Source organism: Streptomyces specialis (assembly GCF_001493375.1).
Classification (GTDB): Bacteria; Actinomycetota; Actinomycetes; order Streptomycetales; family Streptomycetaceae; genus Streptomyces; species Streptomyces specialis.
This window is the reverse complement of the sequence record NZ_LN929838.1, coordinates 259,013-283,755: the sequence shown is the minus strand read 5'-3', so window position 1 is coordinate 283,755 and position 24,743 is coordinate 259,013. Positions and strand designations below refer to the sequence as shown.

19 protein-coding genes are annotated in these 24,743 nt (G+C 73.4%); 6 read left to right on the top strand and 13 right to left on the bottom strand.

The window, feature by feature from the left end; all coding sequences use genetic code 11:
- Positions 1–15: 15 nt before the first annotated feature.
- Entirely contained in the window at positions 16–426 is a 411-nt protein-coding gene (locus BN2279_RS09130) for a Fur family transcriptional regulator (RefSeq protein WP_059008203.1), read from the bottom strand.
- Between the two features lie 472 nt (positions 427–898).
- On the opposite strand from BN2279_RS09130, the gene katG reads away from it, so the two are divergent.
- Positions 899–3,130: a catalase/peroxidase HPI gene (gene katG / locus BN2279_RS09125; protein ID WP_059008202.1), complete on the top strand. Its 2,232-nt coding sequence runs from the start codon at positions 899–901 to the stop codon at positions 3,128–3,130.
- A gap of 58 nt (positions 3,131–3,188) precedes the next feature.
- On the opposite strand, the gene BN2279_RS09120 is transcribed toward katG, so the two are convergent.
- The 4 genes from BN2279_RS09120 to BN2279_RS27545 all read right to left on the bottom strand — a co-directional run bounded on the left by BN2279_RS09120 (position 3,189) and on the right by BN2279_RS27545 (position 9,179).
- The gene (locus tag BN2279_RS09120) at positions 3,189–3,545 is read right to left on the bottom strand and encodes a hypothetical protein (protein WP_059008201.1); all 357 of its coding nucleotides are present in this window, start codon (positions 3,543–3,545) and stop codon (positions 3,189–3,191) included.
- Positions 3,546–3,718: 173 nt separating this feature from the next.
- Complete coding sequence (locus tag BN2279_RS09115; protein WP_159037165.1) at positions 3,719–5,587, bottom strand: WD40 repeat domain-containing serine/threonine protein kinase; 1,869 nt, start codon at positions 5,585–5,587, stop codon at positions 3,719–3,721.
- A 233-nt stretch (positions 5,588–5,820) separates the two neighbouring features.
- Positions 5,821–8,118 (bottom strand): FdhF/YdeP family oxidoreductase, encoded by a 2,298-nt coding sequence (locus BN2279_RS09110; protein WP_059008199.1) that lies wholly within the window; start codon positions 8,116–8,118, stop codon positions 5,821–5,823.
- Between the two features lie 188 nt (positions 8,119–8,306).
- Complete coding sequence (locus BN2279_RS27545) at positions 8,307–9,179, bottom strand: lamin tail domain-containing protein (RefSeq protein ID WP_079032003.1); 873 nt, start codon at positions 9,177–9,179, stop codon at positions 8,307–8,309.
- 250 nt (positions 9,180–9,429) lie between these two features.
- On the opposite strand from BN2279_RS27545, the gene BN2279_RS09100 reads away from it, so the two are divergent.
- The 4 genes from BN2279_RS09100 (at position 9,430) to BN2279_RS09085 (ending at position 12,618) form a co-directional block, all read left to right on the top strand.
- Positions 9,430–10,026 carry a TOPRIM nucleotidyl transferase/hydrolase domain-containing protein gene (locus tag BN2279_RS09100; protein WP_059008198.1) on the top strand — a complete coding sequence of 199 codons (597 nt, stop codon included), beginning with the start codon at positions 9,430–9,432 and terminating at the stop codon, positions 10,024–10,026.
- Positions 10,027–10,158: 132 nt separating this feature from the next.
- Complete coding sequence (locus BN2279_RS09095) at positions 10,159–10,581, top strand: iron chaperone (protein WP_059008197.1); 423 nt, start codon at positions 10,159–10,161, stop codon at positions 10,579–10,581.
- 15 nt (positions 10,582–10,596) lie between these two features.
- Positions 10,597–10,938, top strand: a complete 342-nt coding sequence (locus tag BN2279_RS09090) for an STAS domain-containing protein (RefSeq protein WP_059008196.1) — start codon at positions 10,597–10,599, stop codon at positions 10,936–10,938.
- Between the two features lie 285 nt (positions 10,939–11,223).
- The gene (locus BN2279_RS09085) at positions 11,224–12,618 is read left to right on the top strand and encodes a DUF7507 domain-containing protein (RefSeq protein ID WP_059008195.1); all 1,395 of its coding nucleotides are present in this window, start codon (positions 11,224–11,226) and stop codon (positions 12,616–12,618) included.
- A 48-nt stretch (positions 12,619–12,666) separates the two neighbouring features.
- Here the strand turns inward: BN2279_RS09085 and BN2279_RS09080 are convergent, their stop codons facing one another.
- Positions 12,667–13,548: a poly(ethylene terephthalate) hydrolase family protein gene (locus tag BN2279_RS09080; RefSeq protein WP_159037164.1), complete on the bottom strand. Its 882-nt coding sequence runs from the start codon at positions 13,546–13,548 to the stop codon at positions 12,667–12,669.
- A gap of 344 nt (positions 13,549–13,892) precedes the next feature.
- A complete protein-coding gene (locus BN2279_RS29260) occupies positions 13,893–16,064 on the bottom strand; it encodes a protein kinase domain-containing protein (RefSeq protein ID WP_159037163.1) in 2,172 nt (723 codons plus the stop codon).
- 286 nt (positions 16,065–16,350) lie between these two features.
- Between BN2279_RS29260 and BN2279_RS09070 the strand changes: the two genes are divergently transcribed.
- Positions 16,351–16,938, top strand: coding sequence for a short chain dehydrogenase (locus BN2279_RS09070; protein ID WP_059008270.1), 588 nt, complete (start codon positions 16,351–16,353; stop codon positions 16,936–16,938).
- Positions 16,939–16,965: 27 nt separating this feature from the next.
- On the opposite strand, the gene BN2279_RS09065 is transcribed toward BN2279_RS09070, so the two are convergent.
- From BN2279_RS09065 to BN2279_RS09040, 6 genes are all read right to left on the bottom strand, one after another.
- The gene (locus BN2279_RS09065; protein ID WP_079032002.1) at positions 16,966–19,044 is read right to left on the bottom strand and encodes an acetoacetate--CoA ligase; all 2,079 of its coding nucleotides are present in this window, start codon (positions 19,042–19,044) and stop codon (positions 16,966–16,968) included.
- A gap of 115 nt (positions 19,045–19,159) precedes the next feature.
- Entirely contained in the window at positions 19,160–20,311 is a 1,152-nt protein-coding gene (locus BN2279_RS09060) for a thiolase family protein (protein WP_059008193.1), read from the bottom strand.
- Positions 20,312–20,367: 56 nt separating this feature from the next.
- Positions 20,368–21,534 carry an alpha/beta hydrolase family protein gene (locus BN2279_RS09055; RefSeq protein ID WP_059008192.1) on the bottom strand — a complete coding sequence of 389 codons (1,167 nt, stop codon included), beginning with the start codon at positions 21,532–21,534 and terminating at the stop codon, positions 20,368–20,370.
- Between the two features lie 42 nt (positions 21,535–21,576).
- The gene (locus tag BN2279_RS09050) at positions 21,577–22,545 is read right to left on the bottom strand and encodes a cyclase family protein (RefSeq protein WP_059008191.1); all 969 of its coding nucleotides are present in this window, start codon (positions 22,543–22,545) and stop codon (positions 21,577–21,579) included.
- A 35-nt stretch (positions 22,546–22,580) separates the two neighbouring features.
- Positions 22,581–23,699: an FAD-dependent monooxygenase gene (locus BN2279_RS09045; RefSeq protein WP_059008190.1), complete on the bottom strand. Its 1,119-nt coding sequence runs from the start codon at positions 23,697–23,699 to the stop codon at positions 22,581–22,583.
- A gap of 25 nt (positions 23,700–23,724) precedes the next feature.
- Positions 23,725–24,651, bottom strand: a complete 927-nt coding sequence (locus BN2279_RS09040) for a VOC family protein (RefSeq protein ID WP_059008189.1) — start codon at positions 24,649–24,651, stop codon at positions 23,725–23,727.
- Between the last annotated feature and the right edge of the window lie 92 nt (positions 24,652–24,743).

The following is a 24,743-nucleotide window of genomic DNA, read 5'->3' as shown; positions in this document are numbered from 1 at the left end:
GCCCGCCGGGTCCGGTCAGGCGCAGGAGGGGCACAGGCCGCGGTAGGTGACCTCGACCGCGGACACCGTGAAGCCGAACCGCTCCTCCGGCGGCAGGTCGGCGAGCGGGTCGCCGGCCGGGTGGACGTCGCGGACGGTGCCGCAGGCGGAGCACACCAGGTGCTGGTGCGGGCGGTGCGCGTTGGGGTCGTAGCGCTTGGCGCGGCCGTCGGTGGCCACCTCGATGACCTCGCCGAGGGACACCAGCTCGCCAAGGGTGTTGTAGACCGTCGCCCGGGATATCTCGGGCAGCAGCCGCGCCGCCCGGGCGTGCACCTCGTCGGCCGTGAGGTGCACGTGGTCGCCGTTGAGGACCTCCGCGACGACACGCCGCTGGGAGGTCATCCGCCAGCCACGCCCTCGCAGCCGCTCCACCAGGTCACTCATATCGGTTCACCTATTCAGATTCGGTGGGACAACTCCAGGTTAACCAGTGGATGTCCGGGTCCGGGGGGCAGGGGTTGGTGCGCTTCTTGACCTGAACTCTGTCTAACGTAGGATCTGTTCCGGCGCCAGCCAAGGGGCAGGGAAGACTCCAGCACGGCAGGAGACAGAGCGTGACGGGACCACCGCCGAGCAGTCCGCGGTGCCGGCCCGCCGGGGGACGGCCGCCCGCGTCCCGCCGCGCGCGAGCGTCCGCGGGGAGGACCGTCCTCGACGTCGAGGCGATCACCTCCGGGGCGCGCTGTCGAAAGCACCATGTCCTCCCCTGAGTCGTCCGTGACATCCCGCACCCGACCACCGCGCGGGGCGCGTTCCCGGCGCCGGACCGGCCGGCGACCTCCGGGGCCCCGCCCCCGACCGTTCCACCGCCCGCAGCTCCCGGGTGCCGTCATCCGCCCGGGCCGGAAGGATTCCCATGTCTGAGAACCATGATGCAATCGTCGTAGACGCGAAGACGGAAGACGGAGGCGGCTGCCCGGTCGCCCACGGGCGCGCCGCGCATCCGACGCAGGGCGGCGGAAACCGCCAGTGGTGGCCGGAGCGGCTCAACGTCCGGATCCTCGCCAAGAACCCCGCCGTGGGCAACCCCCTGGGCGAGGACTTCGACTACGCCGCGGCGTTCGAGTCCCTCGATCTCCCGGCCGTGAAGCGGGACATCGCCGAGGTGCTCACGACCTCGCAGGACTGGTGGCCGGCCGACTTCGGCCACTACGGCCCGTTCATGGTCCGGATGGCCTGGCACAGCGCGGGCACCTACCGGATAAGCGACGGCCGCGGCGGCGCCGGCGCGGGCCAGCAGCGCTTCGCCCCCCTCAACAGCTGGCCGGACAACGGCAACCTCGACAAGGCCCGCCGCCTGCTGTGGCCGGTCAAGAAGAAGTACGGCCAGAGCCTGTCCTGGGCCGACCTGATGATCCTCGCCGGCAACGTCGCCCTGGAGTCGATGGGCTTCCAGACCTTCGGCTTCGGCGGCGGCCGTGAGGACGTCTGGGAGGCCGAGGAGGACGTGTACTGGGGCCCCGAGACCACCTGGCTCGGCGACGAGCGCTACACCGGCGACCGCGAGCTGGAAAACCCCCTCGGCGCCGTCCAGATGGGCCTCATCTACGTCAACCCGGAGGGCCCGAACGGCAACCCGGACCCGCTGGCCGCCGCCCGCGACATCCGTGAGACGTTCCGCCGGATGGCGATGAACGACGAGGAGACGGTCGCCCTCATCGCGGGCGGCCACACCTTCGGCAAGACCCATGGCGCGGGCCCCGCGGACCACGTCGGCCCCGACCCCGAGGCCGCGCCGCTGGAGGAGCAGGGCCTGGGCTGGCGGAACACGTTCGGCACCGGCAAGGGCGGCGACACCATCACCAGCGGTCTGGAGGGCATCTGGACCGCTACCCCCGTGACGTGGGACAACAGCTTCTTCGAGACCCTGTTCGGCTACGAGTGGGAGCTGTTCAAGAGCCCCGCCGGCGCCCACCAGTGGCGGCCGAAGGGCGGCGCCGGGGCGGGCACCGTCCCCGACGCCCACGACCCGGCGAAGAGCCACGCCCCGACGATGCTCACGACCGACCTCTCGCTCCGGTTCGACCCGGTCTACGAGCAGATCTCGCGGCGCTTCCTGGAGAACCCCGACCAGTTCGCGGACGCCTTCGCCCGCGCCTGGTTCAAGCTGACCCACCGCGACATGGGCCCGGTCGTGCGCTACCTCGGCCCGGAGGTCCCGGCCGAGACGCTGCTGTGGCAGGACCCGCTGCCCCCGGTCACGCACGAGCTGATCGACGCCGAGGACGTCGCCACCCTCAAGAGCCGCGTCCTCGCCTCGGACCTGTCGGTGTCGGACCTCGTGTTCACCGCGTGGGCGTCCGCCTCCTCCTTCCGGGGCAGTGACAAGCGCGGTGGCGCGAACGGCGCCCGCATCCGCCTGGAGCCGCAGCGCGGCTGGGAGGTCAACGACCCCGACCGGCTCGCGACGGTGCTGCGCGCCCTGGAGGGCATCCAGGAGTCGTTCAACGCCGCGCAGACCGGCGGCAAGCGGGTCTCGCTCGCCGACCTGATCGTGCTCGCCGGTGTCGCCGCCGTCGAGCGGGCGGCCCAGGACGCCGGCTTCGCCGTCGAGGTGCCGTTCACCCCCGGCCGGGTGGACGCCTCGCAGGAGCAGACGGACGTGGAGTCGTTCGCCGCGCTCGAACCGACCGCCGACGGGTTCCGCAACTACCTCGGGAAGGGCAACCGGCTGCCGGCCGAGTACCTGCTGCTCGACCGGGCGAACCTGCTGAACCTGAGCGCCCCCGAGATGACGGTCCTCGTCGGTGGCCTGCGCGTCCTGGGCGCGAACGCCCAGCAGTCGCCGCTCGGCGTCCTCACCACCACGCCCGGGGTGCTGACCAACGACTTCTTCGTCAACCTGCTCGACCTGGGCACCACGTGGACGGCGACGTCCGGCGACGCCAACACGTTCGAGGCGCGTGACGCCGCCACGGGCGAGGTCAGGTGGACCGGCACCCGCGCCGACCTCGTCTTCGGGTCGAACTCCGAGCTGCGCGCGCTCGCCGAGGTCTACGCGAGCGACGACGCGAAGGAGAAGTTCGTGCGCGACTTCGTCGCGGCGTGGGACAAGGTCATGAACCTCGACCGGTTCGACCGCGCCTGAGCCCACCCGTCCGGGCCGGCCCCCAGCGGGCCGGCCCGGACGTTCCGCCCGGTGCCGGTCAGGGGGCGGTGCAGATCACCGTGGCCCGCAGGGACTCGGGCGTGGAGCCCTCGTTCCTGCCGATGACGATCCAGTCGAAGCCGTCCGCCGTGGAGTCGGTGACGTGGATGTCGAAGGCGGTGGTCCGGAAGCCGCCTCCGGTGGGCTGGGTCCCGCCCGGGCATGCCACCGTGGCGGTGCCGATGCCGCCGGGCGCCAGTTCGATGTAGTCGCCGGAGAGCTGGACGTGCTCCGCAAGCGGTGCCGCGCCGTCGCCCGGGGACGGCTCGCCGGTGCTCTCCTGGGCTGTCGCGTGGGCGATGCCGACCGTGAGGATCGCGACGGTCGCCAAGGCGGTGATCCGGTTGCGTTGCATCTCAACCTCCGTATGTGGCCGATGCGTTGACGGCCCACCGGGGTGTGGGGACCGCCCGCCCGAAGCGTAGGGAGAGCGGGGAGGCGTCCGCAGGGCATACCGGCCGGGCGCGTGAAGCGCGGACTCCGCTCACCGCACCGGGCGAGCGCCGTCCCGGGGGCGGGGCGGCCGGGTCAGTCGTGGAGTTCCCACACCTGGACGGTGGCGTCGGCGGCGGAGGCGGCCAGGAGAGTGCCGTCCGGGCTGAACGCCACCGAGGTGACCGCCGCGGGGTGGTCGATCCGCAGCAGTTCGTCGCCGGTCGTGGCCGACAGGACCCGCGCCGTGCCGTCCGATCCGGCGGTGGCCAGCAGGTCGCCGCGCGGACCGTACGCCAGGCCCAGCACTCCCCGGAGCGTGTCCAGCCGCAGGAGCCGGTCCCCGGTCCGCGCGTTCCAGACGTGGACCCGTCCGCCGGCGCGCGGCGAGGAGAGGCGCACGGTCGCCAGGGTGGACCCGTCCGGGCCGAAGCGCAGCTCCGGGATCGTGACGGCCCGCGAGATCCTGATCCGCAGGATCTGCGAGGGGTGGTCGCCGGCCACGTCGAAGACGCGGACCTTGCCGCCGTCGCCGATCGCCAGCAGCGTCCCGTCCGGGCTGAACGCGGGGGCGCCGCGCCAGGCGCCCCGGGGCTGGTCGGACCGGCGGATCGTCTCGTCGCGGGGGTACCCGGTCCCGGGATCGCGCAGCCGGACGACGCGGTCGGCGTCCGCCGTGGCCAGCAGCCTGCCGTCCGGGCTGAACACGGGCGCGCCCACCGTCGCCCGCTGGGCGACGCGCCGCAGCTCCCGGCCGTCGGCGATGTCGAAGATCCGCAGGGTCCTGTCCCGGCCGGCCACCGCCAGATGCTGCCCATCGGGGTGGAAGGCCGCCGTGGCCTGGTCGGCGACCGCGCTGTCCGGCGGCCCGACCAACTGCTCCCGGCCCGTCAGGTCCGTGACGCGCAGCGGGCCGTCGTCGCCGGTGAGGAGCAGTTGCCCGCCGCCGGGGGCGAAGGCGACCGTGACGGGCCTGCCGACGGGGAACGTCCGCAGATGCCGGGCGCCCGGTGTCTTCGGCGCCCCGCCGGGCGGGAACGAGGACGGCAGCCGGGTCCTGGTGTCCGCGTCCGGGTCGGTGCCGTCGCCCGGCCGGGCCGGGCCGCCCAGCAGGGTCGGGGTGTAGCCGGGCGCGAGCGGGGCCGGGGGGCGCCGTTCCAGCCGCCGCAGCTCCTCGGCGACGGCCGCCGCGGACCCGTACCGCGCCCCGGGGTCCTTCCGCAGCAGCCGCAGCACCACCACGTCCCACCCGGCCGGCACGCCGGCGGCGACGGAGCTGGGCGCGGGCGGTGTCTCGGTCAGGTGCGCCGTGAGATAGCCGACCGCCTCGGGGGCGGTGAACGGCAGGCGGCCGGTGATCATCTGGTAGAGCACACAGCCCAGCGCGTAGAGGTCGCTGGCCTGCTCCGCCCGTCCCCGCGCCTGCTCGGGCGCCATGTACTGCGGGGTGCCGACCATGAACCCGGTCCGGGTGAGCCGGTCGTCGGTGACGGACGAGTCCGCCGCCCGCGCGATGCCGAAGTCGAGCACCTTCACCGTGCGCCCCGGACCGGAGCCGGCGATGAGGATGTTGGCGGGTTTGATGTCCCGGTGCAGGATGCCCCCGGCGTGCGCCTCGGCGAGCGCGTCGCAGATCTGGGCGCCCCAGCGGGCCGCGTCCGGCGGCGCGACGGTGCCCTCGCGGAGCATGGCGTCCAGGCCCTGGCCGCGCAGCAGTTCCATCACGAGGAACGGGATGGCGCCCTCCGTCCCCTCGGCCTCGCCGAGGTCGTGGACGGTGATGATGTTGGGGTGCTGGAGGCGGGCCGTGACCCGCGCCTCCCGCAGGAAACGGGCCCGGGCCTCGTCGCCGCCGCTGCCCCCGCCGGCGAGCACCGAGATGAGCTTGCCCGCGACACCGCGCCCGAGCCGCTCGTCATGGGCCTGCCACACCTGCCCCATGCCGCCCTCACCGAGCTGCCGCACCAGCCGGTGATGATGTTGGGGTGCTGGAGGCGGGCCGTGATCCGCGCCTCCCGCAGGAAACGGGCCCTGTCTCTTGTACACATCCGACGCCGCCGACTGAGAGGGAAGTGGTTATGACGCGGGGCGCCGGCACCGCCGCATCTCAATGCGCTGCAGCGACCGCCAAGACCCTGTCTGTCCCCTCCGGCTCAGGGCGCAGTCTTGTAGAACGCCCACCGGGGCCCCGGCCCGCCCTACGCGGGCGGGCGGCTCGCCGGTTCCAGGCGGACGATGACGCTCTTGGAGGTGGGGGTGTTGCTGATGTCGGCGACGCTGTCCAGCGGGACCAGGACATTCGTCTCCGGGTAGTACGCGGCGGCCGAGCCGCGCGCGGTGGGATACCCCACGACCCGGAACGCCGGGGCCCGGCGCTCGACGCCGTCGGACCACACGCCGACGAGGTCGACCAGGGCGCCGTCCGCCACGCCCAGTTCGGCGAGGTCGGACGGGTTGACCAGCACCACGCGACGGCCTCCCTCGATACCCCGGTACCGGTCGTTCATGGTGTAGGGGACGGTGTTCCACTGATCGTGCGACCGCAGCGTCTGCAACACCAGGTGGCCCGCCGGGGCCCGGAGCGCGGTGAAGTCGTTGGCCGTGAAGACGGCCTTGCCGCTCGGCGTGCGGAACACCCCGCGGTTGACCGGGTTGGGCAGCCGGAATCCGCCGGGCCGCCGCACCCGGACGTTGAAGTCCTCGAACCCGGCGACGACCCGGGCGACGCGGTCGCGGACGGTGTCGTAGTCCGCCTCGAAGTCCTCCCACGGGATGTCCGGGCGCGTGCCCAGCACCTTGCGGGCCAGGCGGCTGATGATCGACACCTCGCTGAGCAGGTGTCCGGAGGCCGGGTCCAGGCGGCCCCGCGTGGTGTGCACCTCGCTCATGGAGTCCTCGACCGTCATGAACTGCTCGCCGCTCGCCTGGACATCGCGGTCGCTGCGGCCGAGCGTCGGCAGGATCAGGGCGACGCGCCCGCACACGGTGTGGGACCGGTTGAGCTTGGTCGAGATGTGCGCGGTCAGCCGGCAGCCGCGCAGGGCGCGCTCGGTGGCGTCGCTGTCGGGACTGGCCCGGACGAAGTTGCCCGCGACACCGACGAAGACCTTGGCGCGGCCGTCGCGCATGGCGCGGATGGCGTTCACCGAGTCCAGCCCGGGCGCGGCCGGCGGGGTGAACCCGAACTCCCGCTCCAGCGCGTCCAGGAACGGCTTCGGCATCCGTTCCGCGATGCCCATGGTGCGGTCGCCCTGCACGTTGCTGTGCCCGCGGACCGGGCACACGCCCGCCCCCGGGCGGCCGATGTTCCCGCGCAGCAGGAGGAAGTTGACGATCTCCCGGATGGTGGGGACGCCGTGCTTGTGCTGGGTGAGCCCCATCGCCCAGCAGACGACGACGCCGCGGCTGCCGAGGACGCGGGCGTGCACGCGCTCGATCTCGTCGCGGCTCAGGCCCGTGGCGCGCAGCACCTCGGGCCAGGTGACGCGCCGGATGTGGTCGGCGAAGGCGTCGAAGCCGGTGGTGCGGGCCCGGATGAAGTCCCGGTCCAGGACGGTGCCCGGCGCGCGGTCCTCGGCCTCCAGGAGGAGCAGGTTCAGCGCCTGGAACAGCGCCAGGTCGCCGCCGGGGCGGATCTGGAGGAACTGGTCGGCGAGGTCGGTGCCCCGGCCGATCACACCGCGCGCCTTCTGGGGATTCTTGAACCGCAGGAGCCCGGCCTCCGGCAGCGGATTGACCGCCACGATCTGCCCGCCACGGCGCTTGGTCTCCTCCAGCGCGGCCAGCATCCGCGGGTGGTTGGTGCCCGGGTTCTGTCCGACGACGAAGACGAGGTCGGCGTCGTGGATGTCGTCCAGACTCACACTGCCCTTGCCGATGCCCAGCGTCTCGTTCAGTGCCGCGCCGCTGGACTCGTGGCACATGTTGGAGCAGTCCGGGAGGTTGTTGGTGCCGAAGGCCCGCGCGAACAACTGGAGCAGGAACGCGGGCTCGTTGGCCAGCCGGCCGGACGTGTAGAACAGCGCCTCGTCGGGGTGGTCCAGGGCGCGCAGCTCGCGGGCGAGCAGGTCCAGCGCGTCGTCCCAGCCGATCGGCTCATAGTGGTCCGCGCCGTCGCGCAGGACCATCGGCTCGGTCAGCCGGCCCTGCTGGTTGAGCCAGCGGTCCGACTTGCCGCTCAGTTCGGCGACCGAGTACCGCTGGAAGAACCCGGCGGTCACCCGGCGGGTGGTGGCCTCGTCGCTGATGTGCTTGGCGCCGTTCTCGCAGTACTCGTTGAGGTGGCGCTTGCCCGCCGCGGGCTCCGGCCACGCGCATCCCGGGCAGTCGATGCCGCCGGTCTGGTTGACGTTCAGCAACGTCAGGGCGGTGCGCTTCGGCGACGTCTGCTCCAGGGCGTACTTCAGGGCGTGCGCGCCCGCCGGCACCCCCGCGGCCCCCGTCCTGGGGGCCGAGACGGTCAGTCCGTCCTCGTCTGGTTCCTCGATCTCGCGCACCGAACGCCACCCCCTTTCCGGTCCTGGCCGCGTACGAGCCTCTTCCGGACACGGCGGCGGCCCTCACAGCACTCTCCTCCGTCGCGCGCGGCACCGTCAAAGCGGGGGTGCCGGTGCGTGCCGGGCGGGCGGGAGTCACCTCCCGCCCGGGACGGGAGGTGACCAGGGTGACGGGCGGCGCGCCGGGGCTAGTCGCCGGGGGCGGTCGGGTCGTGGTCGCCGTAGGCGAGGACCGCCACCGCGTTGCCGTTGGTGTCCCGCAGGCGCGCGGTGTCGCCCTCGTTGTTCCAGATCGGGCGCCCGATGCCGAAGGAATGGCCGCCGTCCTCGGGGCGGACCTCGTTGGTGTGGACCCGGATCCGGCGGCCGGGCTCCAGCGTCGTGGCGGACGGGAAGGTGAACTCCTGACCGGCGTCGTCGGCACTCAGCGTCCAGCCGGAGATGTCGGCCGTCTCGGCGCCCCGGTTCAGGATCTCGACGAACTCGTCGGACTGCCCGGTCGCCGCGCTGCCGAGCGCCTGCACACGCGAGATGTGGAGGATCGGCTTGACGGGGACGGGGGTGAGCAGGGCGTAGATGTCCGCGCTGTTGGACTGGCCCTCGGGGCTGACGAACTGGTAGACGTGCTTGTGGTTCTGCCAGAAACCGGTGATCAGCACGTTGTACGCGGCGCCGTCGATCGTGACGACCTCCTGCCGGGGGTGGACCACGGGCAGATCGACCAGATCCTCCGGATTCGGTCCCTGGTTGGGCGTCTCGTTGTGGTGGAACTTCAGGACGAAGTCGATCTCGTGCCCGTCCTGGAAGGCCACGTTGACCGCGAGACGCACGTCGAACTGGTCCTGCGGTAAGGGCGGGATCGGGAAGTTGTGGTGCGTGAAGGTGCCCAGCACGAATTCGGTGCCGTCGACTCTCACGGGGACGGGGCCACCCTTGAAGGCGTAGCCGCTTTTCACGTTGTCGGCGACGGCGCCCCATTTGATCTGATCGTCGTGCACGGTGAACTGCGAGGCGTTCACCTTGGGAATCACCCAGGTGCCGGTGGTGGTCACGGTTTCCATGGCAGGCGTTCCTTTCTGTGGGTTCTCGAAGGAGCTACCTATCGGACTGATGTCGCATTCGGAAATACACCTGCGTTCACTCGTACGAGCGAGACCGGGCCGCTGAAACGCGAAAAGGAGTCGCATGCGGTGTCCGCCGACCAGGGCATTGGCCGTCCCTGGCGCGAAACGGCCGTCCGGGCCCGTCCGGCGCCGGGCCGCCGCCGGATACCCCCTACCGTCGTGGCCGCCGGGGGCCCAGACTCGTCGCATGGCTGACATGGGGGCGTTCCGGGAGGCGGTCGTCGCGTGGGCGGCCGGCGGCCCCGGTGCTCCGGCGCGGGAGCTGGCCGCGCGGCTGCCCGTCCGGACGGTCGTCCTGCTCGAAGGGCCGAGCGACGCGGCGGCGGTCGGCGCGCTGGCCGCCGGGCGCGGCCGGGACCTGGCGGCCGAAGGAGTCTGCGTCCTGCCGATGGGCGGCGCGATGAGCGTCGGCCGCTTCGCCCGCCTCCTGGGATCGCCCGGCCTGGGACTGCGCCTGACGGGGCTGTGCGACGAAGCGGAGCGCCCGTACTACGCCCGCGCGCTGGACGCGTTCCACGTCTGCGCGGCGGATCTGGAGGACGAGCTGATCCGCGCGCTGGGCGTGACGCGGGTGGAGGACCTCGTCCGCGCGGAGGGCGACCTGCGCGCCCTGCGGACCTTCGCGCACCAGCCCGCCCAGCGGGACCGCACCGAGCAGCAGCGGTTGCGGCGTTTCCTCGGCACGAAGAAGGGGCGCAAGATCCACTACGGCCGCGTCCTGGTCGAGGCCCTCGCCCCGGACCGCGTGCCGGCTCCCCTCGACGCCCTGCTCGCCGGCCTCTGACCGCCGACCGGCCTGCCGGACGCGCCGGGGCCGGTGGCGAGAGCGGTCAGTTTCGGAGAAGCCATGTCCGCCCGCAAGCCTCTAACCTGGGGTTCTGTCCCGCTGAGGGGCGCCGCACGGAAGGAGACCGCGATGAGCGACACGGAGTTCACGGCCGAGGAGAAGGCCGCGATGAAGGAGCGTGCCCGGGAGGTCAAGTCGGCTCGCCGAGGCTCCAAGACGGACCCCGAGGCGGACGTGCTGGCCAAGATCGCCGAGATGGAGCCGGGCGACCGCGCCCTGGGCGAACGGATCCACGCCCTCGTCAGAGCCGCCGCGCCGGGGCTCACGCCGAAGCTCTGGTACGGGATGCCCGCGTACGCGAAGGACGGCAAGGTCCTCTGCTTCTTCCAGTGCTCCGCCAAGTTCAAGGCCCGCTACTCCACGCTCGGCTTCAGTGACCAGGCGAACCTCGACGAGGGCGCGATGTGGGCCACCTCCTACGCGCTGACCGGCGACCTGACGGCCGACGACAAGGCGCGGCTCACCGAACTGGTGCGGCGGGCGGCGCGCTGACCCGCACGCCGCCGGATCTCCGGCGTTCCCGGGTCCGGGCGCGACCAGAGCTGTCGGCGTGGAGCGGCCGTCGGACTGGCCGGGGACCTGGACCGTCACACCGCGCCCGAGGTCCGTCCCGCGCTGCCCGGACTCGGCCTGCGTCCGGGCCGGCAGCTCGTGCTCGACCTGGGCGGCCTCGCCTTCCGCGACTCCAGCGGCATCAGCGTGCTGATCGCCGCCCGCGACCACGCCCTGGCGGCCGGCGCGGGGATCGCGCCGGCCCCGGTCCCCGACCACGTCCCCCGGCGTGACGGCGTCGGACTGGCCGGAAAGTGCGTCGACTCGCCGCCGGACGCGCTTCACTCGTGTGGGTGACGCGTCTCGTCGGGCCCGGTAGGCGTTTCGGTCATTCGGCCGGGGCGTGGCCGCCGGTCCCGGGGACGTGAGGACGTGGCCCGCGCTCCGCGTGGAGGACACGCCGTTCACCCACCTGCGCGCGGACCGGGTAAACCCGCCCGGCGGGATTGGCCGGGACGGCTCCCCGGCCCCTTCCCGCGCCACGCCCCATGCGTTGTGCTTCCCGTGCCACCAGCGCCGCGCCGACCTCCGCGCCTCCGGCCGGCGGGGCGACCGGGCAGAGCCGAGCCGAAGGGGAAGTCAGTGACCATACCCATCCCGATCCGCGTAGCGCTGGCCAACGGCAGCTTCGAGGAACCCGTCGTCACCAACTACGAGATCCTGCCGGACGCCTCACAGCCGCAGGCGCCGAAAAGGGTCCCCGGCTGGCTCACCACGGCGACCGATCACAAGATCGAGCTGTGGCGCTCCGGCTTCCAGGGCGTGCCCTCGGCGGACGGCGCCCAGTTCGCCGAGCTCAACGCCAACCAGGTCGCCACGCTCTACCAGGACCTGCCGACCACCCCGGGCACGGTCCTGTACTGGCGGCTGCACCACCGTGGCCGCAGCGGCGACGACACCATGGCGCTGGACATCGGCGCCCCGGGCGCGGTGGTCGAGCAGCGGCGGTTCACCGACGGCAACACCGCCTGGGGCCACTACACCGGCACCTACACCGTGCCGGACGGCCAGACGACGACCCGGTTCGCCTTCCGGTCGGTGTCGGCCGCCGGCGGGAACCAGAGCGTCGGGAACTTCCTGGACGGCGTGTTCTTCGGCACCGCCCCGCTCGTGGTGCTCACCAAGTCCGCCATCCCCGTCGGCCCCCTGGAGATCGGCGACGTCATCACCTATCGCGTCACCGCGCGGAACGAGGGCGGTGGCGCGGCCGAAGCCCTCACGCTGACCGATGACATCCCGGCCGGCACCACCTACCTGCCCGGCTCCCTGCGCGTCGTCGAGGGCCCCGGCACCGGCGCCAGGAGCGACCAGGAGGGAGACGACCAGGCGTACTTCGACGCCCAGGAGAACCGCGTGGTCTTCCACCTGGGCGACGGCGCCACCGCCGAACAGCCGGGCGGCCTGCCCAACACCGAGACGCTGCCCGCCGGGACCACGGTGGAGTACCGGGTCACCATCGACGAGGCCGCCGCGGGCGGACTGATCACCAACACCGCCACCGCCACCTACGAGAACCACCTCGGACCCACCCCCGAGCCGCTGACCGCCACGTCCGGCGAGGCCGTCACGGAGGTCCTGCCGGCCGCCGACCTGAGCGTGGTGAAAGCGGCCGACGCCACCACCGTCACCGTCGGCCAGACCGTGACGTACCGCCTCACCGTCCGCAACGCCGGCCCGGACCAGGCCACCGGCGTCACCGTCACCGACCCGCTCCCCGCCACCCTCGCCTTCCTGTCCGCCACCGGCTCCACCGGCCTCTACGACCCGGACACCGGCGTGTGGAGCATCGGCACCCTCGCCAACGGCGCCACCGCCACCCTCACCCTGCGGGCCAAGGCGACCGCGGCCGGTTCCGTCACCAACACCGCCACCGTGCGCGGCGAGGAGAAGGACCCGCGTCCCGCGGACAACACCGACGCCGTCACCGTCTGCGTGACGCGCGCCCCCTCCTGCTGCGACCGCCCCCGCTGCGACTGACCCACGGGCACCCGCGCCCGGCACCCCGGGCCGGGCGCGGGCGGTGCTCTACCAGGCGGCGAACGTGTCGCGTGCCGCGTCGTTGCGCCGGACGTCGAGGTACTCGGGGTGGGCCGTCAGCGGGAAGGCGCCGCCGAAGACGCTGCGCGCCGGGGCGTCGGCCGTGAGAGTGGCCAGGAACCAGGCGGTGGTGAGGGCGCGGAACCGTCCACCGTCCGGCGTGAAGACCGGCGCGAAGTGGCCCGCGTCCCGCAGCGACGCGTAGACCGCGGGCACCCGCGCCTCCTCGTAGAAGGGGAGCACCGCGCCGGGCGGGACGATCCCGTCCGTCTCCCCGGAGAGCAGCAGCACCGGGGAGTGCAGGGCCTTCGCGGACGCCAACGGCCCCGGCTGGATGGGCAGGACGGAGGTGACGCGCGGGTCCAGGGCCGCGTTGAGCGCTCCGGCGCCGCCCTGGGAGTGCCCGGTGGCGCAGACGTGGGCCAGGTCCACCGTGCCGTGGAAGGCGCTGCCGGCGCGGTCGTTCTCGGCCGTGAGGTCGTCCAGGCCGGCGAGCATGTCGGTGCCGTCGTTGGCGAAGGCGGTGTTGGCCGCGGCGACGATGAGCCCGTGGCTCGCCCAGTGCTTGAGCAGCTCCCGGTAGACCCAGGGAGCGCCGTAGGTCCCGTTCCCCCACAGGAGCACCGGGAACGTCGCGCCCGGGGCGGGCCGTTCCGGGTAGTAATACGTCGTCACCGCCGTCACCTTGGTGGCCACCCGGTAGGGTCCGCCGGGGTTCCAGGCGGCGGTCGGGTCGGCGGCGGGCCGAGGCTGGGCCGGGCTCGTCGTTCCCATGGCGCCCTGGGCGATCGCGGCCGTCACGGCTGTCGCGGCGACTCCGGCGGCGCCTGCCCTCAGCAGGTGGCGGCGGTTCATGCTGTGCTGTCCCATGGGCGGTTCTCCTTGTCGTTGCCGCGCGGTGGCGGACCCCGGGCCGTCCGTCCGGGATCGTCGGCGCGGTGCTCGGTCGCGGGCGGCCCCGGCGACGGCGGCCCGGCCCGGGGCGAGGGGCCACGCGGCGGCCGGAGCCGTGTCCGGGGCCACCGCGCGTCCCGCTGTGTCACGCGCCCCACATGCTGTCAGCGCGGCGGTCCGCCGCCGTTTGGTCATCTGGCCGAATCGGACGCGATCACCTTGGGACGGATGACAAAGCGCGGCCCCCGCAGCGGAGTTGGGCCGGGCGCCCCGGCCGCCTCACGCGACGGCGCGGGTGCCGGTCCCGCTCGCCGGAGCGGTCACCCGGGGAGGGCCCAGAGCGTTCCGCCGTTGTCGAGGACGACGATCAGGTCGTCGCCGGCCGCGGCGTCGCTGACCGAGTCGCTGTCGAACTGGCCCGTCCAGACGCGGCGTCCGTTCTCCGCGCCCAGGATCCGCAGGGTGGTCCAGCGCTGGAACAGCCGCTCGTCCGCGGTCCGGTAGAGCAGGGCGTACGCGCCGGTGGTCCGCACCATCTGCGTGTTCTTCGCGTCGTCGCGCCAGCGTTCCGTGCCGTCGTCGGCGGCCAGGCACACCGTTCCGTCCCGGGTGGGCAGCAGGAAGCCGCCCGGCACGCTCGTCACCGGGCCGTCCTGGCCGTCCGGGGGGTAGGCGCCGCCGAAGGTCCACTTCCGCTCGCCGGTGCGCGCGTCCAGGGCGGTGGGCCGGTCGCGGTCCCCGGCGGGCAGCGGCATGAAGACGGTGCTGCCCGACACCAGCGACTCGACGGGCGGGAGCGCCCCGGCGGAGGGCTCCGGTTCGTCCTGCCGGAACGGACTGCGCCACAGCACGTCGCCCGCGCCGGCCTCGCGGAGCACCAGATCGACGGCGGCCGTCTCGCCCGCCTCGAAGCACAGGAAGCCCTCGTCGAGAACGTGCGCCCGGTCGGCCTTCGGGAACAGGTCGGAGCGGACCCACCGCTCCTCGCCCGTCTCACCGAGCACCGCCCGCCCCTCGGGGAGCAGCACCAGATCACCGGCCGGCACGAACCCGTCGTACGGGGACACGTCGATCCCCCACAGGCTGCTGCCCGTGCGCGGGTCGATGCCGAGCACATGCCGCTCCTCGCTCGTGATGAGCGGGCCACCGGGCCGGTACACGTCCAGTCCGGTGGTGCCGTCCTCGATCGGCCGCCGCCACAGGCGCTCGCCGCCGGCGGCGTCGAAGCCGTACAGCATGTCGCTGACCCCGTCGGGGTTCCGCGCCGCGGCGAGCACGATGCCGTCGGCCACCGCGAGGCGCGTCCCCCCGGCCCAGGGCGCGTCGAGAGCGGCCTGCCACAAGGGCTCGCCACTGGCCAGGTCGACGGCGTGGAGCACGGCGGAGCCGGCGCCCGCGGCCACATGGCAGCGCCCGTCGGCCAGGACGATGTCGGGACCGTTGGTGTTCAGCAGGTCGACGTCGCCGATGGTCCGCGACCAGGCGACCGGGCCCTTCCCGGGGTCACCGGTCAGATACAGCGCCGCCGAGCCGCCGGCCACCGCCAGCGCGGCGACGCCCGCGCCGCCCAGCAGCAGTTGGCGTCGCCCGAGGCCCGCCCGCCGGGCCGGCCCGGCGGGCGCGTCGGCGGTCGGCGCCCGCGAGAGGTCGTCGGACGCCGGGGCCGCCACGGTCGGGGTGTAGCGTCGCGCCGCGGGTGCGGCAGGGGCCGGGCCGCCGAGGTGGCGCAGCTCGTCGGCGAGCGCGGTGGCCGAGTCGTGCCGCAGGCTGGGGTCCTTGGCCAGCAGCCGGAGGACCAGGCGGTCCCACGCGGCCGGGACGCCGGGCACGACACCGCTCGGTGCCGGGGGAGGGTCGTGCAGGTGGGCCGTGAGGTACCCGATGGTGTCCGGGGCGGTGAACGGCGGTCGCCCGGTGAGCAGTTCGAACAGGACGCAGCCCAGCGCGTACAGGTCGCTGCGCTGCTCCGGGTGGCCGCGCGCCTGCTCGGGCGCCATGTACGCGGCCGTGCCCACCACGAACCCGGTGTGGGTCAGCCGGTCCCCGGTGGCCGAGGGGTCGGCGGCGCGGGCGATCCCGAAGTCGAGGACCTTGACGTGGCCCGTCGCCGTGAGGAACACGTTCGCGGGCTTGATGTCGCGGTGCAGGATGCCGGCGGCGTGCGCCTCGGCGAGGGCGTCGCAGACCTGCGCGCCCCACCGGACGGCGTCCGCGCCGCCGACGGGCCCGCGCCGGACGACGGCGTCGAGCCCCTGGCCCCGGAGCAGTTCCATCACCAGGAACGGCGTGGTGCCCTCGTCGGTGGCGGCCTCGCCGAGGTCGTGCACGGTCACGATGTTCGGGTGCTGGAGGGCGGCGGTGATCCGCGCCTCCCGCAGGAAACGGGCCCGCGCCTCGTCGGCCCGGCTGCCGCCGCCCGCCAGCACCGAGATCACCTTGACCGCGACCGGCCGCCGCAGACCCTCGTCACGCGCCTCCCACACCTCCCCCATCCCGCCCCCGTATACTAATCAGAAGCTGCCGCCGCAGACTCGCGGGTGAGCGGGGGGCACCGCGCTCCCACTTTCGTGGTCAAGGTCAGGGGTGAATAAGAGCCCCCATCCCGCCCTGCCCGAGCGGGCGCACCAGCCGGTAACGGTCGGCGAGTATGCGGTCTTCCACGGTCCAAGTCCCCCCGCCCGCGCGCGGATACGGTCAGCAGGCCGCATCGTAGCCCCGCGCCCCCGGCGGCGTGACCGCACGCGCGGGCGCTGTGCCACCGCTGACATGATCGGCGCCATGAAGGTACTCGTCGTCGGAGCGACAGGAACGATCGGCGGCGCCGTGGCCGCCGCGCTCGAAGAGGCGTCCCACCGGATCGTCCGGGCCTCACGGAGGGGGCCGGTGACGGTGGACCTCGACGACCCGGCCACGCTGGAGACGCTCTTCACCGAGGTCACCGGCCTCGACGCGGTGGTCTGCTGCGCCGCCGGCGGCCCGCTGGTGGACCTGGGGTCGGCCGCGTACGCGGAGATCGCGGCCGGAGTCCGCGGCAAGCTCCTGGGACAGGTCGCGCTGGTCCAGCAGGCCGTACGCCACCTCCGGGACGGCGGCTCCGTCACGCTGACCGGCGGGACCTTCGCCGCTCCGCTGGCCGGAGGATCGCTCGGGGCCCTCATCAACAGCGGCCTGGAAGGGTTCGTCCGCAACGCGGCGAGCGAGCTGCCGCGGGGCCTGCGCGTCAATCTCGTCAGCCCCGGCTGGGTCAAGGAGACCCTGGAGGCCATGGGCGCCGACGCGGCGGCCGGCACGCCCGTCTCCGAGGTGGCCCGCGCGTACGTGGAGGCCGTGGAGGGAACGGCGCGGGGCCGGACCCTCCGTCCCTGACCACCGGACGGGACGGCGCGCCACCGGCTACCGGGCGGGCGGCCGGTCGTCCTGGACGTCGCGGGTGCCGTGCGCCGCGGCCCGCCGCGGCCCGGTGCGCGGGCCCCGCGCCGCGCCCGCGCGGCGGTACCGCTCGAACGCGCGCAGCGCGGCGGGGTCGTCGACGGAGCCCGGGTTGACCGCCCGCTCCAGGGGGATGCCGCTGAGGATGCGCTTGACCGGCACCTCGATCCGCTTGCCGGTCAGCGTGTGCGGCAGGGACGGCACCGCGATGATCTCGTCCGGGACGTGGCGCGGTGACAGTTCGCCGCGCAGGGCGGACGCGATGGCGGCGCGGAGGTCGTCGTCCAGGGCGGCGCCGTCGGCGAGGACGACGAAGAGCGGCATCCAGTAGCCGCCGTCCGGCTCTTCGAGGCCGATGACGAGGGATTCGGTGATCTGCGGCAGGCGTTCCACGACCTCGTAGATGTCGGAGGAGCCCATCCGGACGCCGTTGCGGTTGAGGGTGGAGTCGGAGCGGCCGTGGATGACGACGGTGCCGCGCGAGGTGAGGGTGATCCAGTCCCCGTGGCGCCAGACGCCGGGGAACATGGCGAAGTAGCTGTCGTGGTGGCGGTGGCCGTCGGGGTCGTTCCAGAAGCCGGTCGGCATGGACGGGATCGGCTTGGTGACGACCAGTTCGCCGACCTCGTCCACCAGCGGCTCGCCGAACGGGTCCCACGCCTCGACGGCGGCGCCCAGGCTCGGGCCCGGGATCTCGCCCAGGTGGACCGGCAGCGTCGGGGCCCCTCCGACGAAGGCGCTGCACAGGTCGGTGCCGCCGCTCATGGAGGCGAGCCGGACCCGGGCGCCGATCTCGTCGTGGATCCACCGGAACCCGTCGGGCGGCAGCGGGGAGCCGGTGACGCCGATCGTCCGCAGCCGGCGCAGGTCCAGGTCGCGGCCCGGGCGGACGCCGGCCTTGCGGCAGGCCATGACGTAGGCGGCGGAGGTGCCGAAGACGGTGGTGCCGGTGCCGGCGGCGACGCGCCACTGGGCGTCGGGCTCCGGATGGGCGGGGCCGCCGTCGTAGGTGACGACGCTCGCGCCCACCAGCAGGCCGGCCAGCAGGAAGTTCCACATCATCCAGCCGGTGGACGTGTACCAGAAGAACCGGTCCCCGGGCCCGAGGTCGAGGTGGAGTCCGGCCTGCTTGAGATGCTCCACGGTGATGCCGCCGTGACTGTGGACGATCGCCTTGGGCAGGCCGGTGGTGCCCGACGAGTACAGCACCCACAGCGGGTGGTCGAACGGCACCCGCTCGAAGACCGGCTCGGCGGGCGACGCCGTGAGGGTCCCCCACTCCAGCGCGCCGTCGGGCGCCGGGGTGCCGAGCAGCGGGATGTGCACCGTGTGGCGGACCGACGGCAGGTTCGCGCGCAGGTCGGCGACGACGCCGGTCCGGTCGCGTTCCTTGCCGCCGAAGCGGCAGCCGTCCACGGCGAACAGGACGGCGGGCTCGATCTGCTGGAAGCGGTCGAGCACGCCGCGCGCGCCGAAGTCCGGTGAGCAGCTCGTCCAGATCGCGCCGACCGCCGAGGTCGCCAGCAGCGCGACGGCCGCCTGGGGGACGTTGGGCAGGTAGGCGGCCACCCGGTCGCCCGGGCCGACGCCGAGGCGGCGCAGTTCGGCGGCGAGCGCGCCGACCTGGCCGCGGAGTTCGGACCAGGTGATGACGCGGGGCTCGGGGCCGGTCTCGTCCACGTGGAGGATCGCGGGGGCGTCGGCGTGGTGCGGGTCCTCGCCGTGGCGCAGCGCGTGCTCGGCGTAGTTGAGGGTCGCGCCGGGGAACCAGCGCGCGCCGGGCATCGACGCGTCCGCGAGGACGGCGGTGGGCGGGGTGGCGAAGCGTACGCCGAACCAGTCGGTGACGGCCCGCCAGAAGTCGTCGAGGTGGTCGACGGACCAGCGGTGGAGCCGGGCGTAGGCGGCCTCGGGCCGCGGTCCCGTGCTTCCGGGCGCTCCGTGGCGCCGGGCGGCGAACTCCTGGAAGGCGGTGAGCCGGCACGCGGCGGCGTCGGCCGGGTCGGGTGTCCACAGGAGGGTGGGCTGCTCTTCGCTGCTCATGGGAGTGCGGGCCTCCGGTTCAGACGCGTCCGCGCGTCATGGGCGGGTGGTGGGTCGTGGTCCTGCTGCGACGGGTGTCGGGTGTCCGGTGCCGGCCGCCTGAGCGACGCTCGTGTCAGAGCAGTTCGAGGATCGTGGCGTTGGCCGTGCCGCCGCCTTCGCACATGGTCTGGAGCCCGAACCGGATGCCGTGGTCGCGCATGTGATGGACCAGCGTGGTCATGAGGCGGGCTCCGGAAGCGCCCAGCGGGTGCCCCAGGGCCATGGCCCCGCCGTTCGGGTTGAGCCGTTCCTCCGGGGCGCCGGTCTCCTTCAGCCAGGCCAGGGTCACCGCGGCGAAAGCCTCGTTGACCTCGAAGGCGCCGATGTCGCCGACGCGGAGCCGGGCGCGGCCCAGGGCCTTGGCGGTGGCGGGGATGGGGCCCGTGAGCATGCTCACCGGGTCGCATCCGGCGAGGACCGCGGTGTGGATCCTGGCCATCGGCCGCCACCCCTGCGAGCGGGCGAACTCGCCGGTGGTGACGAGGACCGCGGCGGCGCCGTCGGAGATCTGGGAGGCGTTGCCGGCGGTGATGGAGCCGTCCGCCGCGAAGGCGGGCCTGAGCGCGCCGAGGGCCTCAAGGGTGCTGGTGCGGCGGACGCCTTCGTCCATGGGGAAGAGGCTGCCGTCGGGGAGGACGACGGGCACGATCTGTTCCTCGAAACGCCCGGAGTCGAGGGCCGCCGCCGCCTTGGTGTGCGAGTGGAGCGCGTGACGGTCCATGTCCTGGCGGGTGATGCGGTAGTCGTCGGCGATCATCTGCGCGCCCAGGCCCTGGTGGAAGTCGTCCACGCCGTAGCGGGCGAGCGCGGAGCCGTAGGGGCGGCCGAACTCGCCGCCGGCGAAGGGGGAGCCCATGGGGACGCGGCTCATGGTCTCCACACCGCCGGCGACGGCCACGTCGTACTGCCCGGAGATCACGCCGGCCGCCGCGAAGTGCACGGCCTGCTGGGAGGATCCGCACTGGCGGTCCACGGTGACGCCGGGAACCGCCTCGGGCCATCCGGCGGCCAGGACCGCGTAGCGGCCGATGTTGGCGGTCTGCTCGCCGATCTGGGAGACGCAGCCCCAGATGACGTCGTCGACCAGCACGGGGTCGATCTCCGTGCGCTCGGCCAGGGCCCGCAGGACCTGGGCGGACAGGTCCACGGGGTGCAGGCCGGACAGGGCTCCGCCGCGTTTCCCGATGGGCGTGCGGACGGCATCGACGATGACCGCGTCGCGCATGGACGTTCCTTTCGTGGTGGGGGGATCCGGTGGGCGGACCGGGCGCCGCCGGGCGTTCATTCCCCGGCGCCGGTGAGTTCCGCCACCGTCTCCGCGATCCAGTCGCAGATGTGGTCGCGGACGACGGTGATGTTGTCGATGCTGCAGTGCTCGACGCCGCCCTCGCGTTCGGTGAAGATCCTCAGCTCGCGCTTGGGACTGTTCACCAGGTCGTCGTAGAGGGCGTGGGCGTAGCGGACCGGGATCTGCCGGTCGTTCTCCCCGTGCACGACGAGGAACGGGACGGCGATCCGGTCGGCGACGCCGCGCAGCGTGATGGCGGGGGCGAGGTCGAGGAACTCGTCCAGGTTCGCGCAGCCCCACACCCACTGGACGTGCTCCCAGTAGTGCGGCACCGGCCGGTCGCCCTCGTTCCTGAGCCGCTGTGCCTGCACCTCGCCCCAGTCGTAGTTCGACCCCCAGGCGACGCCGAAGCGGATGCGGGGCTCGAAGGCGGTGGCCCTGGGGCCGTAGTAGCCGCCGAGGGACCACGCGAGCATGCCCACCATCGTCTCGTCGGTGTCCGGCCGGGCGGTGAGGTAGTCGACGCAGGCCGCCGCCCACCGTTCGGTGTCCGGGGTGGCCGTCAGGCCGCGCAGGCGCAGCGCCTCTCCGGCGCCCGGCGTGTCGACGATGAGGGTGGCGATGCCGCGGCGGCGCAGTTCCTCCGCCGTTCCGGTGCCGTAGATCTGCTCCTTGGTGCTGTCCAGGCCGTTGAAGAACAGCACGCAGGGCACCGGCCCGGGGGTGTCGGGGCGGACCAGGATGCCCGGCAGGGCGGTGTCGCCGTAGGGGATCTCGACGCGCTCGGCGGGCTGGGCGGTGAGGTCGAGGTAGCGGGCGAAGCAGTCCAGCGCCTTGCGGTAGGCGGCCTCGCGGGGCTCGAAGGAGCGGGCCTGCATCCGTTCGGCGGTCTGGTAGTACACGGCCGCCCGGTGGTACTTGTGTCCCGCGCTGCGCCGGCGGTGGTGCTTCTCGTCCTCCTGGGCGAGGGCGACGAGGGTGTCCGCCACGGCGCACCAGGAGCGGAAGAACGCCCCGGTGGTCTCCTCCTCGCCGCCGTCGGCCGGCAGGCCGAGGAGGGGGCGGCAGGCGCGGTCGACCTCGCCGATCTGGCCGCCGACGGCGAGGGCGAGTCCGACGGAGAGGTTCCACACGTACCGGTCGGGGAACGGTTCGAACATGGTGGGGGCCTGCCCTTTCGTTGCTCGGTGAGCGCCGGGGCGCTACTTGATCGCCAGGGCGCTGACGGGCGCGCCGGAGGCGCCGGTCAGCGGCAGCGGTGAGGCGACGAACATGAACTCGTACACGCCGTCCTCGGCGCAGTCCGCGGCCAGCGCGTCCAGGTCGAACATCTCCCCGAAGGCGATGCCGCCGTGGACCAGGGAGACGATGTGCAGGGGCTGGAAGTAGGAGATCTCGTTGGGGCGGACCTCCACTCCCCAGGTGTCGGTGGCCACGGCCGCGATGTCGTTCCGGCGCAGCCAGGGGGCCATGTGGAGCGACAGGCCGGGCGCGGGGCCCCCGGCGTAGTCGCCCCACCGGTCCCGGCGGACGGCCATGAAGCCGGTCCGTACGAGCAGGGCGTCGCCCGGCCGCGCGGTGAGGCCGTGGGCGGTGAGGAAGTCCTCGACGTCGTCGGGGGTGATGGCCTCGCCGGGCGGCAGGGAGTCCTTGCCGCGGTGGGCGGGGACGTCGATCAGGATGCCGCGCATCACGACGCGGCCGGTGTAGTTCTCGATCCCGTTCGTCTCGGCGCCCCGGGTGGTGACCTGGTCGGCGGAGCGGCCGTTCCACATCCTGCCGTTCCAGAAGATGTGGGAGAGCGCGTCCCACTGGGTGCCGCACTGGGTGGGCATCACCAGCACGTCGTCGGAGAATCCCAGGCCCTTGGCGGGGCCGAAGCCGCCCGGCAGCGGGTCCTGGGCGCCCGTGGTGTGGTCGGTGCCGGTCGCGGTCAGGTAGAGCCGGGGGTTGTCGCGGAACCCGCCGGGCTGGGGGCCGCGCTGGTCGTAGGGGAGGGTGAGCGAGATGCTCCTGCCCTGCCGCACGAGCCGCGCGGCGTGGCGGACCTGGTCGGGGCCGACCAGGTTGAGCGCGCCGATCTGGTCGTCGGCGCCCCAGCGGTTCCAGTTGGAGCAGATGTCTATGTAGTGGTGCAGCAGGGACGTGTCGTCGTCCTGGGGTGCCCCCATCGTGGTGCCTTCCATCGGAACGGGCCGGCGAGCCGTCAGAACGGGCCGGCGAGCTTCTCGAACGCCTCGGCGATCACCCGCTGGTGGTCGGCGCCGGGCGTGCCGGGGTGGGTCTGCCAGTGGCTGAGGAGGTTGCCGGTGTCGACGACGAACGCGCAGCGCGGGTGGCGGCGTTCGCCGTAGGCGCTCAGGGCCTCGCCGAGCACGGGGGTGGCGGCCAGGGACTCGCCGAGCACGATCGCGTCCTCCAGGCACATGGCCGCGCCGGCGCCCAGGTGCGGGGTCGGGCAGTGGGCGGCGTCCCCCATGAGGACGACCCGGCCGCGGTGCCAGGGGGCCGGGACCAGCAAGGTCTCGAAGGTGGTGTAGTTGATCTGCTCCGGAGCCTTGATGTCGTCGCGGATGCGCGCGGCGATGCCGCCGAAGGGCGCGACGCGCCCCCGGGCCAGCTCCACCAGCTCCGCGCGGCCCGGGCGGTAGCCCTTCTCGACCGGGAACGTGATGTACATGTACATGCTGTCGGCCGCGGTCGGCGTGAACCCGATGAAGACGTCCCCGACGGTGTGGAACTGGACCTCGGCCGTCACCTCGGCCGGTCGTGGCAGCACCACGCGCAGGATGCCCTGCCCCAGGAAATCGGGCTTCACGGGGCCGAAGACCATGTCACGGACGGTGGACCGGAACCCGTCCGCGCCGACCACCAGGTCGTAGGCGCCGGTCTCGCCGGTGGTGAAGCCGACGGTCACCCGGTCCGCGTCCTGCTCGAAACGGACCGGGGCGGTCGCGGTGCGCACCGTGGTGCCTTCCGCCGCCGCCCGGTTCAGCAGGACGCGGTGCAGGACGGGGCGCATCATGCCCAGCAGGCCGGGCTGGTCGCAGCCCACCGGGGAGGGCAGGGGGAAGCGGCTGTCCAGGGTGCCGTCGGCCGCGTACGTCTCGAAGTCGGTGACGCCGAAGCCGTTGGCGACGCACTCCTCGTACACCCCGAGCCGGTCGAGGGCGCGCAGCGCCGCGCCGATCAGGGTGATGCCGCTGCCGAGGGCCTCGACCCGGTCCTGGCGCTCGACCAGATCGACCTCGACGCCCTGGCGGGAGAGCAGCAGGGCCGTGGCCAGTCCGCCGATGCCGCCGCCGACGATCAGAGCTCTTGTCATCTCGGTACTCCGTTTCCGGCTCGGGCTAGATCGGGGACGGGGTCCACAGACCCTGGTCGGGGGTGTTGAGCATCGCCGGGACCATCGCCTCGAAGGGGCCCGCGGTGCCCCACTGGTCCGCCTCCTCGGGGGCCGTGGAGAAGGTGCGCGGCTGCCAGTCCTCGTCCTCGATGCGCTGGAGTTCGGTGGTGTATTCCACGACGTTGCCCACCGGATCGGTGAAGTAGGAGAACGTGTTGTCGCCGGCGCCGTGCCGGCCGGGACCCCACACGGGCGGTTTTCCCTGGCGGATCATCCGGCCGGTTCCGCGCATGAATTCGTCGATTCCGCGCATTTCGAAGGACACATGGTTGAGCGAGGTGTGCGGGCCCTGGCCGATGGCGAGAATGTGGTGGTCCTCCCGGACGCGCAGGAAGCACATCTTGTCCTCCAGCCAGTCGGACAGGCGGAATCCCAGGTGCTGTTCGTAGAAGCGTTTGGTGGCCCGGACCTCGGGTGAATTGATCACGACGTGGCTGAGCTTCTGCGGAATCGACTCGGTCGGTTCGAGCGCGCGGGCCCGCCGCTGCGCGACATCGCTGGAGACCTCGATGAGACGGCCGTCCGGGTCGAAGAACCGGAAGCCGTAGCCGCCGCCGGGCGTGTCCAGGCGGTCCGGCTCGGTCACCAGGCGCACGCCCGCCGCGCCCAGCCGCTGGGCCAGGGCGTCGACGGCGGCGGCGTCCTGCGCGGCGAAGGCGATCAGGTCGACGCGCTTGTCGCCGTCCTCGCGCACCCGCACGATGTACTGCTCGGGGTGCGCGGGGGTGCCGAAGAAGACGACGCCCGCGTCCTTCTCCACCACTTCGAGGCCCCAGGCGGACCGGTAGAACTCGACCGTTTCCCGGAAATCGGGAACGGCGAGCGCCACATGGCGGACATGGGTGAGCGGCGACTTCGTTGTCTGTGTCATGGGGCCCCACTTCGATTCGCTGTCCATGAATCGGCAGAAAGAACGGGTGCGTGCACGCGGTGCTCGCCGGGCACGCGGAGAAAAGGAGCGGG

What these genes read in the sequence shown, in the direction of transcription:
- BN2279_RS09095 (WP_059008197.1), top strand. Translation starts at nt 10,159, where the DNA reads ATGAGCGACACGGAGTTCACGGCCGAGGAGAAGGCCGCGATGAAGGAG.
- BN2279_RS09070 (WP_059008270.1), top strand. Translation starts at nt 16,351, where the DNA reads ATGAAGGTACTCGTCGTCGGAGCGACAGGAACGATCGGCGGCGCCGTG.
- katG (WP_059008202.1), top strand. Translation starts at nt 899, where the DNA reads ATGTCTGAGAACCATGATGCAATCGTCGTAGACGCGAAGACGGAAGAC.
- BN2279_RS09040 (WP_059008189.1), bottom strand. Translation starts at nt 24,651, where the DNA reads ATGACACAGACAACGAAGTCGCCGCTCACCCATGTCCGCCATGTGGCG.
- BN2279_RS09060 (WP_059008193.1), bottom strand. Translation starts at nt 20,311, where the DNA reads ATGCGCGACGCGGTCATCGTCGATGCCGTCCGCACGCCCATCGGGAAA.
- BN2279_RS09050 (WP_059008191.1), bottom strand. Translation starts at nt 22,545, where the DNA reads ATGGGGGCACCCCAGGACGACGACACGTCCCTGCTGCACCACTACATA.
- BN2279_RS29260 (WP_159037163.1), bottom strand. Translation starts at nt 16,064, where the DNA reads ATGGGGGAGGTGTGGGAGGCGCGTGACGAGGGTCTGCGGCGGCCGGTC.
- BN2279_RS09100 (WP_059008198.1), top strand. Translation starts at nt 9,430, where the DNA reads ATGGCTGACATGGGGGCGTTCCGGGAGGCGGTCGTCGCGTGGGCGGCC.
- BN2279_RS09045 (WP_059008190.1), bottom strand. Translation starts at nt 23,699, where the DNA reads ATGACAAGAGCTCTGATCGTCGGCGGCGGCATCGGCGGACTGGCCACG.
- BN2279_RS09130 (WP_059008203.1), bottom strand. Translation starts at nt 426, where the DNA reads ATGAGTGACCTGGTGGAGCGGCTGCGAGGGCGTGGCTGGCGGATGACC.
- BN2279_RS09120 (WP_059008201.1), bottom strand. Translation starts at nt 3,545, where the DNA reads ATGCAACGCAACCGGATCACCGCCTTGGCGACCGTCGCGATCCTCACG.
- BN2279_RS09065 (WP_079032002.1), bottom strand. Translation starts at nt 19,044, where the DNA reads ATGAGCAGCGAAGAGCAGCCCACCCTCCTGTGGACACCCGACCCGGCC.
- BN2279_RS09055 (WP_059008192.1), bottom strand. Translation starts at nt 21,534, where the DNA reads ATGTTCGAACCGTTCCCCGACCGGTACGTGTGGAACCTCTCCGTCGGA.
- BN2279_RS09080 (WP_159037164.1), bottom strand. Translation starts at nt 13,548, where the DNA reads ATGGGACAGCACAGCATGAACCGCCGCCACCTGCTGAGGGCAGGCGCC.
- BN2279_RS27545 (WP_079032003.1), bottom strand. Translation starts at nt 9,179, where the DNA reads ATGGAAACCGTGACCACCACCGGCACCTGGGTGATTCCCAAGGTGAAC.